This window comes from Brevundimonas sp. GN22 (assembly GCF_054824005.1).
In genome coordinates this window covers 30,204-46,311 of record NZ_JSYD01000009.1, presented here as the reverse complement: position 1 = coordinate 46,311, position 16,108 = coordinate 30,204, and the positions used below count along the sequence as shown (strand labels likewise).

The window sequence follows — 16,108 nt, the reverse complement described above, 5'->3', positions numbered from 1 at the left end:
TCACCACCACTTAGCCGGCTTGGAAACGAAGCCAGCGGAGTCTTCGATCGCGCCTGCGACCTTGAAGACGGTATCTTCATCCAGTGCCTTGCCGATGACCTGAAGGCCCAGCGGCAGACCGTTCGAGTCCAGACCTGCCGGAACCGAAATGCCCGGCAGACCGGCCAAGTTGGTCGTGACAGTGAAGACGTCGTTCAGATACATGGTCAGCGGGTCGATCTGCTTGTCGCCCAGCTTGAACGCAGCCGACGGCGTCGACGGCGTCAGGATGGCGTCCACCTTGCCCCAGACGTTGTCGAAGTCCTCGGCGATACGGCGGCGCACCTTCAGGGCGCGGACGTAATAGGCGTCATAGAAGCCAGCCGACAGAACATAGGCACCGATGGTCAGACGACGCTGCACTTCCTTGCCAAAGCCTTCGGCGCGCGATGCGGCATACAGGTCGTCCAGCGAGGAGAACTCTTCGGCGCGGTGGCCGAAACGCATGCCGTCATAGCGTGCGAGGTTCGAAGACGCTTCAGCCGGAGCCACGATGTAGTAGGTCGGCAGAGCGTATTTGGTGTGCGGCAGGCTGATCTCGACGATCTCGCAGCCCGCAGCCTTAAGCCATTCAACGCCTTGAGCCCAAAGCGCCTTGATCTCTTCCGGCATGCCGTCAACGACATATTCAGCCGGAACGCCGATGCGCAGGCCCTTGACCGATTGGCCGACCGACTGGGTCCAGTCGGGGGTCGGAACGTCGAGGCTGGTGGAGTCCTTGGCGTCGAACGAGCACATGGAGTTCAGCAGCAGAGCCGAGTCCTTGACCGTCTTGGTGATCGGGCCAGCCTGGTCAAGCGACGAAGCGAACGCCACCATGCCGAAGCGGCTGGCGCGGCCATAGGTCGGCTTGATGCCTACGGTGCCGGTGAAGGCCGCCGGTTGGCGGATCGAGCCGCCAGTGTCCGATGCGGTCGCCGCAAGGCAAAGGTCAGCAGCAACAGCCGAAGCCGAACCACCCGACGAACCACCCGGCGTCAGAGCCGCGTCGTCGTTCTTGGCTTTCCACGGGTTCACAACCGGCCCGAAGGCCGAGGTCTCGTTGGCCGAGCCCATGGCGAACTCGTCCATGTTCAGCTTGCCGAGCATGACCGCGCCGTCGCGCCACAGGTTGGCGGTGACGGTCGATTCATACGGCGGCACAAAGCCGCGCAGCATGTTCGAGCCAGCAGCCGTTTGCACACCCTCAGTGCAGAACAGGTCCTTGATGCCCAGCGGCGCGCCTTCCAGAGCACCACCCTCGCCCTTGGCGATACGGGCGTCGGATGCGCGCGCCTGTTCCAGAGCCTTTTCGCCCGTCACTTCAACGTAGGCGTTAAGCTTCGGGTTCGAGGCTTCGATCTGGGTCAGGAAGGATTTGGTGATTTCTTCCGACGAGAATTGCTTGGTCTTGAGGCCTTCGACGGCATCAACCAGCGTCAGTTTGGTCAGGTCGCTCATAACTCTTACTCCACGACCTTCGGCACGACGAAGAAGCCGTCGGTTGCCTTCGGGGCGTTCGACAGCACGTCGGCAACCTTGTCGCCGTCGGTCACTTCGTCTTCGCGCAGACGCAGGGTCTGGGCCACGTTCGAGGTCATCGGCTCAACACCGTCAACATCCACCTCGTTCAGCTGCTCGATCCAATTCAGGATGCCGTTCAGCTCCTGGGCCAGCGGCTCCAGTCGTTCCTCGGGGGTCTTGATACGTGCGAGGTGGGCAACCCGCCTCACCGTCGCGGCGTCGATAGCCATGAAAGTCTCCGAAATTCCGGTAGCGCGACGATAGGGAGTCGAAGCGCCTACATTGAATATGTGGGTTACCGCCCTGCTGCCGCTTCGACAAGCGGTTCCCACGAAAAGCGACCCTTAGAGGCTCTCAATCTTGCATCCTTGAGGAGCGAAAGGCGTTAGCGCTAATCGCCGTCATTCTCTTGGTCATCACGGGCTTGTCGCTGACCGCCTATTATCGCTTCGACGATTTCCTGTTGAAGCCTGCGGACGACGACCCCGCATCAACTCGCCGCGCCATCACCCTGTCCAACACTATCGCCATCGGCGTACTGGCGTTCGGATGGATCAGCCGATGGGTCTATTCGGGCGATTTGATACTGATTTGGGCATTGGATGTCGCGGGTTAGCTGGTCCTGATTTCAGCTATGGTCCGGATGATCAGGCTACGTCTCGAACGTCTTCAACGACGATCCGGCTGATTATCGGGCAATGGCAATTGCAGCGTCACCAGGGTAAGGGATCGCCGTGCCTGTATATGACCTAAAAGACCTACCCGCCGCCTGCCCTCCGAACACCCCGTGGATCGGACTGGACCTTGGCGAGAAAACCATCGGCGTCGCCGTTTCCGACGGCAGCCGCATGATTGCCAGCCCCCTCAAGCTGATCCGCAAAAGCAAGTTCACGTTGGAAGCCGAAGAACTGTTCAAACTGATGGCGGGCCGTGACGTGTCGGCGCTTGTCATCGGCTTGCCGCTCAACATGGACGGCACTGAGGGCCCTCGGGCCCAGTCGTGCCGTGCCTTTGCTCGAAACCTGGAACGCCTGCGCCCTGTCAACGTCGCGTTTCAGGACGAACGCCTGTCCACCGCGGGCGTAGAGCGCTTCCTGATCGAAGAGTTGGACCTGAACCGCAAGCGTCGCGCGGAAGTCGTGGACCGCACCGCGGCGTCGTGGATCCTTCAGGGGGCGCTTGATCAAATCCGTATTTCCAACGGCCAAATCTGAGACATTCGGAAACCGGAAGTGACGCCATCCACCGATAGGATGGCGTCCGCCTATTCCCTCGGCCGCGAGTCACGCCTATAGCGGCTACTCGATGACCCAAGCCGCACTAGTCACCGAAATCATTCAGGAGCGGCTGACGCCGTTCCCTAAGGACCACTTCCTCGCCGCAGCGGACCTGAACCCGCCCGCCGCCATGGCTTTGCTCGATCTGGCCGACGCCTTCGTCGACTTCAATCGCCAAAGCGCCAAGGGCGTCGATGTGATGCGCGGCCAGACGGTCGTGAACCTGTTCTTCGAGAACTCGACCCGCACCAGTTCCTCGTTCGAGATCGCCGCAAAGCGTCTGGGTGCGGATGTTGTGACCATGCCTGTCGCCTCTTCCTCGGTGAAGAAGGGCGAGACCCTGATCGACACCGCCGTCACGCTGAACGCGATGAAGCCGGAAATCCTTGTGGTGCGCCACTCAGCCTCGGGCGCGGTGGACTTACTCTCGCAGAAGGTCGGCTGTGCAGTTGTGAACGCCGGTGATGGGCGTCACGAACACCCGACCCAAGCCCTGCTCGACCTGCTGACCCTGCGCCGCACCTTTGGCGATGTGGGCGGCCTGACGGTGGCCATCTGTGGCGACGTGACCCACAGCCGCGTGGCTCGCTCCAACATCGCCCTGTTGCAGATGATGGGTGCCCGCGTGCGCCTTGTCGGTCCGCCGACCCTGATCCCCAGCGTCGCCCAGCGCTGGAATGTCGAGATTTGCCATGACATGAAGGAAGGGCTGCAAGGCGTTGATGTTGTTATGATGCTTCGCCTTCAGCTGGAACGCATGGCTGGCGCGCTCATTCCGTCAACCCGCGAGTATTTCCGCTTCTGGGGGCTGGACCGCGAGAAGCTGGCCTATGCCAATCCCAACGCCAAGGTCATGCACCCCGGCCCGATGAACCGCGGCGTCGAAATCGACTCCGACGTGGCAGACGACCTGTCCGTCTCGCTCATTCAGGATCAGGTCGAGATGGGCGTCGCTGCCCGAATGGCCGTTCTGGCCGCCCTCGCCCACCGCCGCGCGGGAGGCAACTAAATGAACTCGGCTATGACCAAGACCGCCATTATCAATGCCCGACTGATCGACCCTGCGACCGACTATGACGGTCAGGGTGCGGTCGTGATCGAGAACGGCAAAATCAAACAGGTCGTGCACGGCCACGGCGCTGTCGATATCGATGGTGCAAACGTCATCGACGCCATGGGCCGCATCCTTGCACCGGGTCTGATCGACATTCGCGTGAAGACGGGCGAGCCAGGCAATGAGCCCAAGGAAACTCTGAAGTCGGCAGCCCTGTCGGCAGCGGCGGGCGGCGTCACCACCATCGTCATCCAGCCCGATACTGATCCGGCCGTCGACGATCCGGCCATGATCGACCACATTCAGCGTCGCGGCGCGGCTTTGGAATTGGTGCACGTCCGCGCTGCCGGTGCCGCCACCCAAGGGCGCAAGGGCGAGCGCATGGCCGAAATCGGCCTGATGGACGAAGCCGGCGCATTGTATTTCACGGACGTCGACAATGTGATCCTGAACTCGCGCACGCTTCAGCGGGTGATGAGCTATGCGGCTTCGTTCAACGCCCTGATCGCGTGCCGCCCGACCGAGCCTTGGCTGTCGGAAGGCACGGTCGCCACCGCCGGCGAGTTGTCGACACGTCTGGGCCTGTCTGCCCAGCCTGCCATCGCAGAACGCATCCAATTGGAGCGCGATCTGGCTCTGGTCGAGCAAACGGGTGCCCGCTTCCTCGTGGACCAGATTTCGACCGACAGCGCGCTTGAGGTCCTGACCCGCGCCCGCAAGCGCGGGTTGGACGTCGCCGCTTCGGTGTCGATCAACCACCTGTGCTTCAACGAAAACGACATCGGCGATTACCGCACTTTCTATCGCCTCGATCCGCCGCTGCGCACCGAGGAAGACCGTCAGGCCATGATCGAAGCCGTCCGTGACGGTCTGATCGACGTGATCACCTCGGCCCATTGCCCTGAACCCGCCGAAAACAAGCGCCGCCCGTTTGCCGAAGCTGAACCGGGTGCCGTTGGTCTTGAGACCCTGCTGGCGGCGGCGATCACCAATCTGCACCACGAAAACGGCATCGAACTGATCGACGTCCTTCGCCCGCTGACCCACGGTCCGGCCAGCCTGTTGGGCCTTGAGAGCGGTACGATTGCCGAGGGTGCCCCCGCCGATCTGGTGCTTTTCGATGCAGGCGCTCCCATCGTCGTGGATGCCGCCACACTCAAGTCCAAATCCAAGAACTCGCCGTTTGATGGACGCCGTCTGCAAGGCAAGGTCTTGCTCACCCTCGTCGAGGGCCGCATCGTCCACGATCAACGCCAATAGGAGCGAATCAAAGTGCAGGATCTCGCGGCCCCCGCCGCAGCGACACTCGGACTGGTCACACTGGCCGGATATCTTCTTGGCTCCATCCCGTTCGGGGTGTTGCTGACCCGCGCCTTCGGGGCTGGTGATGTCCGCAAGATCGGCTCGGGCAATATCGGTGCAACGAACGTTCTGCGCACCGGTCGCAAGGATCTGGCGATCGCTACCCTGTTACTGGACGCGGGCAAGGGCGCGGTTGCGCTACTGCTGGCCCGTCACCTGACCGGAAGCGATCTGGCCGCAGCCCTTGCCGGCGGTGCCGCCTTCCTCGGCCACCTGTATCCGGTGTGGCTCAAGTTCAAGGGCGGCAAAGGCGTCGCTACCTTCTACGGCCTGATGCTGGCCGCCACTTGGCAGCTGGGTCTGGCCGCCGCTGCGATCTGGATTTTGTGCGCGGTGCTGTTCCGCATCTCCTCGCTGGCTGCTCTGATTTCAGCTGCGATCACGCCGCTGCTGGCGTTGTCGCTGCTCAAAGTCGGCGTTGATGTGCCCAAGCCCATCTTCCTGCTGTCGATCTTCTCGGCCGTACTGATCTGGTTCCGCCACCACGAGAACATCGCCCGTCTCGCCAAGGGACAGGAACCGCGCATCGGCGCGAAAAAGTCCGGAGCTGAAAAAGCATGACGGGCCTGCCGGAGGCCGAGCGCATTGCCCGCCTCCGGCTGGCGCGGACCGACAAAATCGGTCCCGTCACCTTTTCCCAACTTCTCCAGCGATTTGGCTCAGGCCTCGAAGCTATTGATCGTCTGCCCGAACTGGTCCGACGGACGGGGCGTGCGGCCTATCGCGTGCCCACTGTCGACGAGGTAACACTGGAACTGGAACGCGGCCAAGCCTATGGCGCGACGCTTTTGGTTCTCGGAGACGCCGCCTATCCGGCTCGCCTTGCTGCCATTGATCCGCCTCCGCCCGTTCTGTGGGCCAAGGGCAAGGTCGATTTGCTGAGCAGCGAAGCCGTCGCCATTGTCGGGGCTCGGATCGCATCAGCGGGGGCCATCCGGTTTGCCCGTAGTCTCGCGCAGGACCTCGGCCAACACAGCTATACAGTCGTATCCGGCCTCGCACGGGGCATCGACACGGCTGCGCACATCGGCTCGGTCGAAAGTGGCACCGTCGCGGTGCTCGGCGGCGGGATCGATGACATCTACCCGCCGGAAAATGCCGAACTCCACGCACGCATCGGCACCGAAGGCTGCATCCTGTCTGAAAGCCCGATGGGTGCCCGCGCTCAGGCTCGCGACTTCCCCCGACGCAACCGTATCATCTCGGGCCTATCGCGTGGCGTCGTTGTGGTCGAAGCCGAGCTCAAGTCCGGCTCTCTGATCACCGCGCGGCTGGCCGCCGAACAAGGGCGAGATGTGTTCGCTGTTCCGGGGTCGCCGCTTGATCCGCGCACACGCGGAACCAACGACCTGCTACGCCAAGGTGCCATCCTCTGCGAAGGGATCGAGGACATCGAACGCGCCTTCACGACCCTGCGCACCCTGTTCGAGCCCCCGGCATACCAGTCCTTTGAACCGGCCAATGAGGACTGCACACCAGATTTGCTCGATCAGGTCGCCGCCCTGCTCTCGCCCGTTCCCACACCTAGCGACGAGATCGCGCGCGCCTTGAACATCAGCGCCTCGGTCGCTGCGGGTGCATTGCTCGAACTCAGTCTGGCAGATCGAGCCTCTCTGCTACCGGGCGGTCTGGTCGCCAGCGCCTAGCTCAGGGCTGATGGCTGCGCGCGACGTCGGCAGCAACCTCCAAGAGACAGGCCAGTTTCTCGTCTCCCTGCGCCCTTGCCATGACAGCCAACTCCTCCGTCATGTCCCCGACGTACTCGCGCATTTGCGAAACGCCATAAGGCAGCGCACCCGCTGCACTCGCTAAAGCGCCGCCATCAGGGGACCTTCGACGTAAATTCGGCATCGACCAACTCCACAACCCCAGCTTCACCGTTGGTATAATCTAAGGTTGTAAAAAATTGCAATACACACGTGTTAATAGAGCGCCAAATCATGGCGCATTGACATATTGGCCGGTCACCACCACGTTCGCGCCCCGTTTTCCCGAATAGAGCGCCATGAATCTCGTTATCGTCGAGAGCCCCGCGAAGGCCAAAACTATCAATAAGTACCTGGGTCCGGACTATAAAGTCCTGGCCTCGTACGGTCACATCCGTGACCTGCCGTCCAAGGACGGCTCGGTCTTGCCGGATGAGGACTTCGCCATGTCGTGGGAAGTCGACGCCAAGGCTACCAAGCGCTTGTCCGAAATCGCGGAGGCAGCCAAGAAGGCTGACCGCGTTATTCTCGCGACCGACCCCGACCGAGAAGGGGAAGCGATCAGCTGGCACGTTCTGGAAGTCCTGAACAAGAAGAAGGCCCTGAAGGACACCGAAGTCGAGCGCGTAACGTTCAACGCGATCACCAAATCGGCAGTTCTCGAGGCCATGGCCAATCCGCGCCAATTAGATATGGAGTTGGTCGAGGCTTACCTCGCCCGTCGCGCTCTGGACTATCTGGTGGGCTTCAACCTGTCGCCGGTTCTGTGGCGCAAGCTGCCGGGCGCACGCTCGGCCGGTCGCGTTCAATCGGTCGCCCTTCGCATCGTCGTCGATCGCGAAATGGAAATCGAAAAGTTCAAGCCGCAGGAATACTGGTCGGTTGAAGCCGACCTGACTGCAGACAGCCCGCCCTTCACCACCCGTCTGGTCAAGCACGAAGGCAAGCGCGTACAGCGCCTCGACATCGTGTCAGAGGCCATGGCGACGGCTGCCCGCAATGCGATCAACAACGGCGACTTCACCATCAAGTCGGTCGAGAAGAAGCCGGCCAAGCGCTCGCCTGCCCCGCCGTTCACCACCTCGACGCTTCAGCAAGAAGCTGCCCGCAAGCTCGGCTTCACCGCCCAGCGCACCATGCAGGCCGCGCAAAAGCTGTACGAAGGCGTCGACGATACGGGCGGTCTGATCACCTACATGCGTACCGACGGCGTTTACGTAACGCCCGAAGGCATCGCGCAGGCCCGTGAGGCCATCACCCAACGCTTCGGTCCGGCCTACGTCCCGTCGGAACCGCGCTATTACAAGGTGAAGGCCAAAAACGCCCAAGAGGCGCACGAAGCCATCCGCCCGACCAACATGCTGCGCCATCCGGACAGCGTGAACCTCGAGCAGGACCTCAAGCGTCTGTACGAACTGATCTGGAAGCGCATGATCGCCTCCCAGATGGAATCGGCGCGCATGGACCGCACCACCATCGAGATCGAGACGCCGGACGGTCAGACCGGCCTGCGCGCTACGGGTCAGGTCATTGTCTTCGACGGCTTCATCGCCGCCTATGAAGAAGGCCGCGACGAGAAGCAAAAGGGTGCCGAGGACGACGAGGACGAAGGTGGCCGCCTGCCCGCGCTGAAGGAAGGCGCGAAGGCACAGGTTCAGGCCATCCGCACCGACCAGCACTTCACCGAGCCTCCACCGCGCTTCTCGGAAGCGACACTGGTCAAGAAACTCGAAGAGCTGGGCATCGGCCGTCCGTCGACCTATGCGTCGATCCTGTCCACTCTGCGCGACCGCGAATATGTCCGCATGGACAAGAACCGCTTCTATCCGGAAGACAAAGGCCGTCTGGTCACGGCCTTCCTCGAACAGTTCTTCACCAAGTGGGTCGAGTACGACTTCACCGCCGCCCTCGAAGGCCAACTCGACGAGGTTTCTGCTGGCGATTTGAACTGGAAAGAACTGCTGCGTTCGTTCTGGGGTGATTTCCACGCCGCTACTCAAGCTGCGGGCGAACTGCGCACAACCGCCATCCTCGATCACCTGAACGAGGCACTCGGCGCGCACATCTTCCCTGACAAGGGCGATGGCAAAGACCCGCGACTGTGCCCCGTCTGTAACGAGGGCCAGCTCAGCCTGAAGACCAGCCGTTTCGGTGCCTTCATCGGTTGCTCGCGCTATCCGGAATGCAAATACACCCGTCCGGTCGCGTCGCCCGACGGTGCCGAAGGTGCCGCTGAAAGTGGCGACCGCGAGCTGGGCGTCGATCCGGTCACGGGCAAGCCTGTGCACCTGAAGATCGGTCGTTTCGGCCCATACGTAGAAACCGAAGCCGCCGAGGAAGGTGCCAAGCCGCGCCGCTCGTCCCTGCCCAAGGGCTGGTCGCCTGCGTCGCTGGATCTGGATCGTGCGCTCAAGCTGCTCAGCCTGCCGCGTGTCGTGGGTGAACACCCTGAAGACGGCAAGCCGATCACCGCAAGCCTCGGCCGTTTTGGTCCGTTCGTGGCCCACGACGGTACCTATGCAAATGTCTCGGACATCGAAGAGGTGTTCGAGGTTGGCCTGAACCGTGCTGTCGCTCTGCTTGCCGAGAAGCGCGCCGGTCGCGCAGCCCGTGGTTCCGCTGCGGCACCGCTGAAGGAACTTGGTGCCCACCCCGAGGACGGTGCAGCCGTTCAGGTCATGGCTGGCCGCTATGGTCCGTACGTCAAGTGGAACAAGGTCAACGCGACCCTGCCCAAGGGCACCGAGCCTGACGATATGACGCTGGAAGCGGCCCTGCCGCTGCTGGCCGCCAAGGCTGGCGCTGCACCCAAGAAGAAGGCTGCCGCCAAGAAGCCGGCAGCGAAAAAGCCTGCGGCTAAAAAGGCCACTGCCGAGAAGAAGCCAGCAGCCGCCAAAAAGCCCGCTGCGAAAAAGGCTCCGGCCAAGAAGGCAGCCAAGGCCGCCGAAGAGTGATGGATTAGCCGGGGCTGTTACCCAGCCCCGGCCGTCCTCTGACCAGTGTGTTTTCTACGCGCCGCCCCAACGGATCGCGCCCCGACCATCGGTCACCGACCTTCGCCGGGAAATAGTCAGTGCAAAAACGGCCCAGCAGGACACGCGGGCGAATATCGTTCAAGCACAGCTTGCGGCCCTCCAATGTCCAGCGCGCGGTCACCTCGCGGCCATCAGTAAAGAACGAGCGGTATCGACCGTTGGCATCGAACCAATGATGGACCTGACCGCCATCTCGATAGGTCGTCACGATCGTATTGCCGAAGGTCGCCGAAATACCTTGGTCGCGGGCCACGACCGGCGTTGCCAGCGCAAGCGCAGCGACCAGACACAAGAGGTTCCGCATAGGCCAATCCGTCGTATCCGCGCGGGATCGCGCCAAATGTCTACGTTCGGGAAACGCTGGCGGATTTCGAAAAAAGTTGACTGTGTCGTAGGGCTTTACCTATACCGCCCCATGCTCGGAGCAGGACTGGCGATGCGCGCCGCCCGCTCGCCCAAGAGGGGCGGCTCCGTCAGCAGAAGGCGTCGATGACGCTATCCTCTGTCCAAATCAGGACTACATGACCGAGTTTTCCAAACTGGGCCTCTCGCCCACGATCCTGCAAGCTGTCGCCGAAACCGGCTACACCGAAGCAACCCCTATTCAAGAACAGGCCATCCCGGTGGCCCTGGCAGGCCGCGATGTTCTGGGTATCGCCCAGACCGGTACCGGTAAGACCGCTGCCTTCACCCTGCCCCTGATCGAACGCCTGTCCACCGGCCGTGCCCGCGCCCGTATGCCGCGCGCCGTCGTGCTGTGCCCTACCCGCGAACTGGCCGATCAAGTCGCCGAGAACTTTGCCAAATACGCCAAGGGTACCCGCCTGAACTGGGTGCTGCTGATCGGCGGTGTGTCGATGGGTGATCAGGTTGCCATGCTCAACAAGGGCGTGGACGTGATGATCGCAACGCCGGGCCGTCTGCTGGACCTGTTCGAGCGCGGCAAGATCCTGCTGACCGGCGTCGAGATCATGGTCGTCGACGAAGCCGACCGCATGCTGGACATGGGCTTCATTCCCGACATCGAGCGCATCTTCAAACTGACGCCGCCGCGTCGCCAGACCCTATTCTTCTCGGCAACCATGCCGCCGGAGATTACGCGTCTGACCCAGCAGTTCCTGAAGGACCCGACGCGCATCGAAGTGTCGCGTCCGGCCCAGACTGCGGACACCATCACGCAATACATAACCCGCCTGCCGGTGGGCGATCCCAAGGCCAAGCGCACGGCGCTACGCCTGCTGATCGAACGTTCGGAAATCAAGAACGGCATCGTCTTCTGCAACCGCAAGTCCGACGTCGATATCGTCGCCAAGTCGCTGACGGTTCATGGCTTCGACGCTGCGCCGATCCACGGTGATCTGGATCAGTCCCTGCGTATGCAGACCCTGGCCAAGTTCCGTAATGGCGAGTTGAAACTGCTGGTCGCATCGGATGTTGCGGCTCGCGGTCTGGACATTCCGGATGTCGGCCACGTCTTCAACTATGACGTTCCGCACCACGCGGACGACTATGTGCACCGTATCGGTCGTACCGGTCGTGCTGGTCGCTCGGGCGAGGCCTTCATGATCACCACGCCGTCCGACGAAAAATCTTTGGATAAGGTTCTGAAGCTGATCAAGAAGGACCCGGTCGAACTGGTTCTGGAAAACGTCGACTTCACCGAGATCAAGGACCGTCCTGCTCGGAGCAGCAGCGAAGGCCGCTCGGGCCGTGGTCGTCGCGAACGTACGCGTGACGCCAAGCCGACGGAAATCGAAGACGTCGTCGAAGTCGTCGCTGTGGCTGATGAAGCTCCGGAAGGTACCCGTTCGCGCCGCTCGCGTACCCGCCGCAAGCCCGAAGCCGAAGCCGTGGCGGCTAACGAAGTTGTTGTTACTCCGGTCGAGATCGCTACCCCGGCCGAACAGCCAATCGCCGAGCCTCGCGCCGAAAAGCCGTCGCGCAATCGCAACCGGAACAACCGCAAGGCGAACTCGCCGGAGGTCTCGTTGTCCAGTCCTGCGACCCACAGCGCGGCATTCGGCGATGAAATCCCCGCCTTCCTGCGCCGTCCGGTTATATTTCCGGCCTAAGTGATTTTTATCGCCTAGCTTAACACACAGGTTACGGGTTTTCCCTTAGGTTGCACTGGAACTGTCTCCGGGGGGAAGCCAATGAGTGAGTTCGTCGATACGGCCGTACGCGGCCCGCAGGCCTATTCACTGGCCCGTAAGGTGATTGATGCGATGGAGGCCGCCTCTGTGTGGCCGACACCGCTCAATTACGAGCTTTGGCTACACTATATTCAGGCACCTGAAAGTCCGCTGGCCGTCGAGATGCGCCGCATCTTCGACAGCAAGCTGCCGTTCACCGACACAGTCGCGGAAATGCTTGCGACCGAGTTCCTGCCGCGCAGCCGACTGTCCGAAGAAATTCGCGATGCCGGCGCGGTGCTCAACCGCGAACTTGCGGCAGTCGCTACGGCCATCGACAAGGCTCGCGAAGTGCAGGTCCAGTACGCCGAGACCCTGTCAGAGGCCAAGGAGCAGTTTGAAGAGGCCGCTCCGCTCAGCCCGCTATCCGATCTGATCACCACTCTCGCCCGCGCCACGCGCCGTATTCAGCGTCACACGGTAGTTCTGGAGCGCAGGCTGGAGTCCTCGCACACCGAGGTCAGCAAGCTGCGAAACCACTTGGAACAGGTTCGCCGCGACGCCATGACGGACGCCCTGACCAATCTAGCCAACCGCAAAGCGTTTGACGAGAAACTGGACACGATCTGCGCCGACCACGACGAGCACGGCGGCACCGTGTCATTGGCGATTATCGACATCGATATGTTCAAGCGGTTCAACGACACTTGGGGCCATCAGACGGGCGATCAGGTGCTGCGTTACGTCGCCAGCGCGATCTCGCGGATCGCCCAGATGCCGCGTGTTGCCGCCCGTTATGGCGGTGAAGAGTTCGCCATAGTCTTCCCCGGTGAGACAGCTTCGCAAGTCGAGCATGTGCTCGAAACCCTGCGCAGTGACATTGCTTCACGCGCCCTGCGCCGCCGTTCGACCAATGATGATCTGGGCGTGGTCACAATCTCGGCCGGTGTGGCGCACCGCCATAAAAACGAAAGCCCGCTCCAACTGATGGAACGGGCCGACGCAGCGCTCTATGTTTCCAAGCGGGCCGGACGCAATCGCATTTCCAGTGCCCAGAATATTCTGTCAGAGACGGCTGCCTAACCGGCATCCGCCTCGACAAGGCCTCATTGGGCGGGGATGACCGCGCCCTGATACTTCTGGGCGATGAAGGTGCGTGCGGCCTCGCTGCGAAGCGCGTTGCCCAGAGCGACGATGCGCGGATCGTCCTTATTGTCCGGGCGAGCGACCAGATAGTTGATGTACGGGCTGTCCGCACCTTCCAACGACAGCGCGTCTGTGCGCGGCGACAAGCCGGCATCCAGCGCATAGTTGGTGTTGATCACAGCAGCATCCACTTGCGGCAGGATGCGCGGGATCGTAGCCGCCTCCACTTCGCGGAACTTCAGACCCTTACGATTGTCCTGGATATCCGCCACGGTTTGGAGTGCATTCTCACCCTTACGAAGCGTGATCAAACCAGCCGACTGGAGCAGCAACAGCGAGCGGCCGGTATTCGATGCGTCATTCGGCAGAATGATTTCCGCACCATTCGGAAGATCAGCCAGCTTAGCGTGCTTTTTGGAATAGAGGCCCAAAGGCTCGACGTGAATGCCCGCAACGGTCATCAGATCGCTGCTACGGGCTGTGTTGAATTCGTCCAGATAAGGCTTGGTCTGAAAATAGTTCGCATCCAGACGCTTTTCAAAAAGCTGGACGTTCGGCTGGACGTAGTCGTTGAAGACCTTGATCTCCAGCGTCACCCCTTCGGCGGCCAACAGCGGGCGCACCATTTCCAGAATTTCCGCGTGAGGCACAGCCGTCGCTCCGACCTTCAGCGGTTTGGAAACGTCAGGGGCTGCGCCTTGCTCGCTTCCCTTGCCACAAGCTGCCAATAGACCAACGGCGGCCAAAGCAGCAGCGTTCAGGAGAAGGGTACGGCGAACAAACATAAACAGCCTCTGGAATCAGTCAGCGATGCGAGACCCTAGCGACTAGCCAGTCCCCGATCATCTGGAGAATTTGTACCATAACCAGCAGAAGCACTACCGTCACGATCATTACGTCGGTCTGGAAGCGCTGGTAACCGAAGCGAATAGCCAGATCGCCCAGTCCGCCTGCGCCCACCACCCCTGCCATGGCCGTATAGCCAACAAGTGCAATGGCCGCGACGGTCGCCGCAGCAATAATGCCGGGCAGTGCTTCCGGTAGCAAAGCGCGAGTAACGATCTGCCAGGTGCTCCCCCCCATAGCCTGCGTGGCCTCGACCACGCCGTGATCGACTTCGCGCAGGGCGTTCTCGACCAAACGGGCATAGAAGGGGGCCGTACCCACAACGAGCGGCGGAATGGCACCCGCCACCCCCAGCGACGTGCCGACCAGCAGCACCGTGACCGGCAACATTACGATCAGCAATATGATGAAAGGCAGCGAGCGCAGCACATTGACTACAAACGACAGCACTCCGTTCAGAACCGGATTGCTGGCCAGTCGCCTCTTGCCCGACAAGAACAGCAGAACGCCGAGCGGGATACCGATGGCGATGGTGAGTACCAGCGATCCCGCCAACATCAACAGCGTGTCGATTGTTGCCTGACCGATGTCGCCCCAGTCCACATTATCGAACATCAGCGGCCTCCGACGGTTTCAACGCCGACCCCACGACTGGCCAGTTGCTCAAGAGCAGCCTCGGCATCTCCGTCTGTAAACGCAACGACTAGCTGTCCGCACGGCACGCCTCGAATGCGGGCAATGCGGCCCGACAGGATCGAGTAATCAACGCCGACGGTCCGTGCCACCCGGCTTAGTTCGGGCTCATAGGTCGAGGTGCCCTGGAAGATAAGGCGCGCGATGTGCGCGTTGGCCGGTGCCATTGCCGCATCGAACCCGTCATCGCTTTCCGCCAGCATGGCCTGCGTCACAGGATGTTGGGGGCGAAGGAATACGTCGACCGTGGCACCCTCCTCCACGATCTTGCCGTCCTTGAGGACAGCGACCCGATCACAAACGCGACGAACCACCTCCATTTGGTGGGTGATCATCACGATGGTCAGCTCCAATTCGCGGTTCAACTGTTCCAGCAGGCCGAGGATGTCTTCGGTTGTTTCTGGATCCAGCGCACTGGTCGCCTCGTCGCACAGCAAGACGTCGGGCCCACAGGCCAAGGCGCGCGCAATACCTACGCGCTGCTTCTGGCCACCTGACAATTGGTGCGGATATTTCTTGGCATGTTCCGCCAGCCCAAGCCGCACCAGCAGTTCTGCCGTTCGAGACTTCACCTCCAATGCCGAACGGCCTTCGAGGCGCAACGGAAAGGCAACATTGTCTTCAATCGTTTTGGACGCCAGCAGATTGAAATGCTGGAAAATCATGCCGATCTTGCGCCGCGCGGCCCGCAACTGAGCGGGGTTGAGTGCCGTGATTTCGGCATCGCCCACGAATATGCGGCCCTCGTCCGGGTTTTCCAGACGGTTGATCGTGCGGATCAATGTGGACTTGCCCGCGCCGGAGCGCCCCACCACGCCGAAAATCTGTCCGCGCTCTACGTGCAGATCGACAGAGTCCAGCGCAACACGTTCGCCTGCACGGCTCTGATAGCGGCGCGTGACGCCCTCCAGACGGATCATGAAACCTCGGTACTCGTGGCGGGAATGATGGTGACGCTCTCACCACAACCGCAGGCGTCCGTCTCGTTAGGGTTTCTAAAGACGAATTTAGAAGACATGCGGGTCGTTTCGAAGTCGATTTCCGATCCCACGAGGAACAGCACCGCCTTGGGCTCGATCAGCACAACCGCGCCCTTGTCTTCGACCACTTCGTCCAGAGGCTCTACACTCTCGGCATAGGCGAAGGTGTATTCCTGACCCGCACACCCACCATTTTTGACACCTACACGCAGACCGACGCACGGACGGTCCGCATTCGCCATCAGTTCGCGCACGCGAGCGGCTGCTGCGTCCGTAAGGGTCACAACCTTGGGACGGGGGCGGCGCGGACGGCTGGATGTCTGAAAATCGGTCAT

General features: G+C 61.6%; 16 protein-coding genes. 9 read left to right on the top strand and 7 right to left on the bottom strand.

What is annotated here, in order from left to right; translation table 11 throughout:
• Together gatA and gatC are read right to left on the bottom strand one after the other, a co-directional pair.
• On the bottom strand, positions 1–1,479 hold the full coding sequence (gatA, locus tag OB03_RS01595) for an Asp-tRNA(Asn)/Glu-tRNA(Gln) amidotransferase subunit GatA (RefSeq protein WP_461343014.1): 1,479 nt from the start codon (positions 1,477–1,479) through the stop codon (positions 1–3).
• Between the two features lie 5 nt (positions 1,480–1,484).
• On the bottom strand, positions 1,485–1,772 hold the full coding sequence (gene gatC / locus OB03_RS01590; RefSeq protein ID WP_242913512.1) for an Asp-tRNA(Asn)/Glu-tRNA(Gln) amidotransferase subunit GatC: 288 nt from the start codon (positions 1,770–1,772) through the stop codon (positions 1,485–1,487).
• A gap of 179 nt (positions 1,773–1,951) precedes the next feature.
• On the opposite strand from gatC, the gene OB03_RS01585 reads away from it, so the two are divergent.
• From OB03_RS01585 to topA, 7 genes are all read left to right on the top strand, one after another.
• Positions 1,952–2,158, top strand: a complete 207-nt coding sequence (locus OB03_RS01585) for a hypothetical protein (protein ID WP_461343013.1) — start codon at positions 1,952–1,954, stop codon at positions 2,156–2,158.
• 118 nt (positions 2,159–2,276) lie between these two features.
• Positions 2,277–2,756 (top strand): Holliday junction resolvase RuvX, encoded by a 480-nt coding sequence (ruvX, locus tag OB03_RS01580; RefSeq protein WP_242913514.1) that lies wholly within the window; start codon positions 2,277–2,279, stop codon positions 2,754–2,756.
• Positions 2,757–2,847: 91 nt separating this feature from the next.
• Entirely contained in the window at positions 2,848–3,828 is a 981-nt protein-coding gene (locus OB03_RS01575) for an aspartate carbamoyltransferase catalytic subunit (protein WP_461343012.1), read from the top strand.
• Positions 3,829–5,133, top strand: a complete 1,305-nt coding sequence (gene pyrC, locus OB03_RS01570) for a dihydroorotase (protein ID WP_461343011.1) — start codon at positions 3,829–3,831, stop codon at positions 5,131–5,133.
• Between the two features lie 12 nt (positions 5,134–5,145).
• Positions 5,146–5,796: a glycerol-3-phosphate 1-O-acyltransferase PlsY gene (gene plsY, locus OB03_RS01565; RefSeq protein ID WP_242913517.1), complete on the top strand. Its 651-nt coding sequence runs from the start codon at positions 5,146–5,148 to the stop codon at positions 5,794–5,796.
• Positions 5,793–6,881 carry a DNA-processing protein DprA gene (dprA, locus tag OB03_RS01560; RefSeq protein WP_461343010.1) on the top strand — a complete coding sequence of 363 codons (1,089 nt, stop codon included), beginning with the start codon at positions 5,793–5,795 and terminating at the stop codon, positions 6,879–6,881. The genes plsY and dprA overlap by 4 nt, the downstream gene beginning before the upstream one ends.
• 359 nt (positions 6,882–7,240) lie before the next feature.
• Entirely contained in the window at positions 7,241–9,895 is a 2,655-nt protein-coding gene (gene topA / locus OB03_RS01555; protein WP_461343009.1) for a type I DNA topoisomerase, read from the top strand.
• Between the two features lie 4 nt (positions 9,896–9,899).
• Here the strand turns inward: topA and OB03_RS01550 are convergent, their stop codons facing one another.
• Positions 9,900–10,280, bottom strand: coding sequence for a hypothetical protein (locus OB03_RS01550; protein ID WP_242913520.1), 381 nt, complete (start codon positions 10,278–10,280; stop codon positions 9,900–9,902).
• Positions 10,281–10,497: 217 nt separating this feature from the next.
• Between OB03_RS01550 and OB03_RS01545 the strand changes: the two genes are divergently transcribed.
• Positions 10,498–12,048, top strand: a complete 1,551-nt coding sequence (locus OB03_RS01545) for a DEAD/DEAH box helicase (protein WP_242913521.1) — start codon at positions 10,498–10,500, stop codon at positions 12,046–12,048.
• Between the two features lie 81 nt (positions 12,049–12,129).
• Positions 12,130–13,191, top strand: coding sequence for a GGDEF domain-containing protein (locus OB03_RS01540; RefSeq protein WP_242913522.1), 1,062 nt, complete (start codon positions 12,130–12,132; stop codon positions 13,189–13,191).
• Positions 13,192–13,214: 23 nt separating this feature from the next.
• Here OB03_RS01540 and OB03_RS01535 read toward each other — a convergent pair whose 3' ends face one another.
• Genes OB03_RS01535 through OB03_RS01520 form a run of 4 tightly spaced genes read right to left on the bottom strand, consistent with a single transcriptional unit; the run spans position 13,215 to position 16,108 of the window.
• Positions 13,215–14,039: a MetQ/NlpA family ABC transporter substrate-binding protein gene (locus tag OB03_RS01535; protein WP_461343008.1), complete on the bottom strand. Its 825-nt coding sequence runs from the start codon at positions 14,037–14,039 to the stop codon at positions 13,215–13,217.
• A gap of 19 nt (positions 14,040–14,058) precedes the next feature.
• Entirely contained in the window at positions 14,059–14,715 is a 657-nt protein-coding gene (locus OB03_RS01530) for a methionine ABC transporter permease (protein ID WP_461343007.1), read from the bottom strand.
• Positions 14,715–15,713: a methionine ABC transporter ATP-binding protein gene (locus tag OB03_RS01525; protein WP_461343006.1), complete on the bottom strand. Its 999-nt coding sequence runs from the start codon at positions 15,711–15,713 to the stop codon at positions 14,715–14,717. Before OB03_RS01525 ends, OB03_RS01530 begins: the two co-directional genes overlap by 1 nt.
• Positions 15,710–16,108, bottom strand: a complete 399-nt coding sequence (locus OB03_RS01520; protein ID WP_461343005.1) for a HesB/IscA family protein — start codon at positions 16,106–16,108, stop codon at positions 15,710–15,712. The genes OB03_RS01525 and OB03_RS01520 overlap by 4 nt, the downstream gene beginning before the upstream one ends.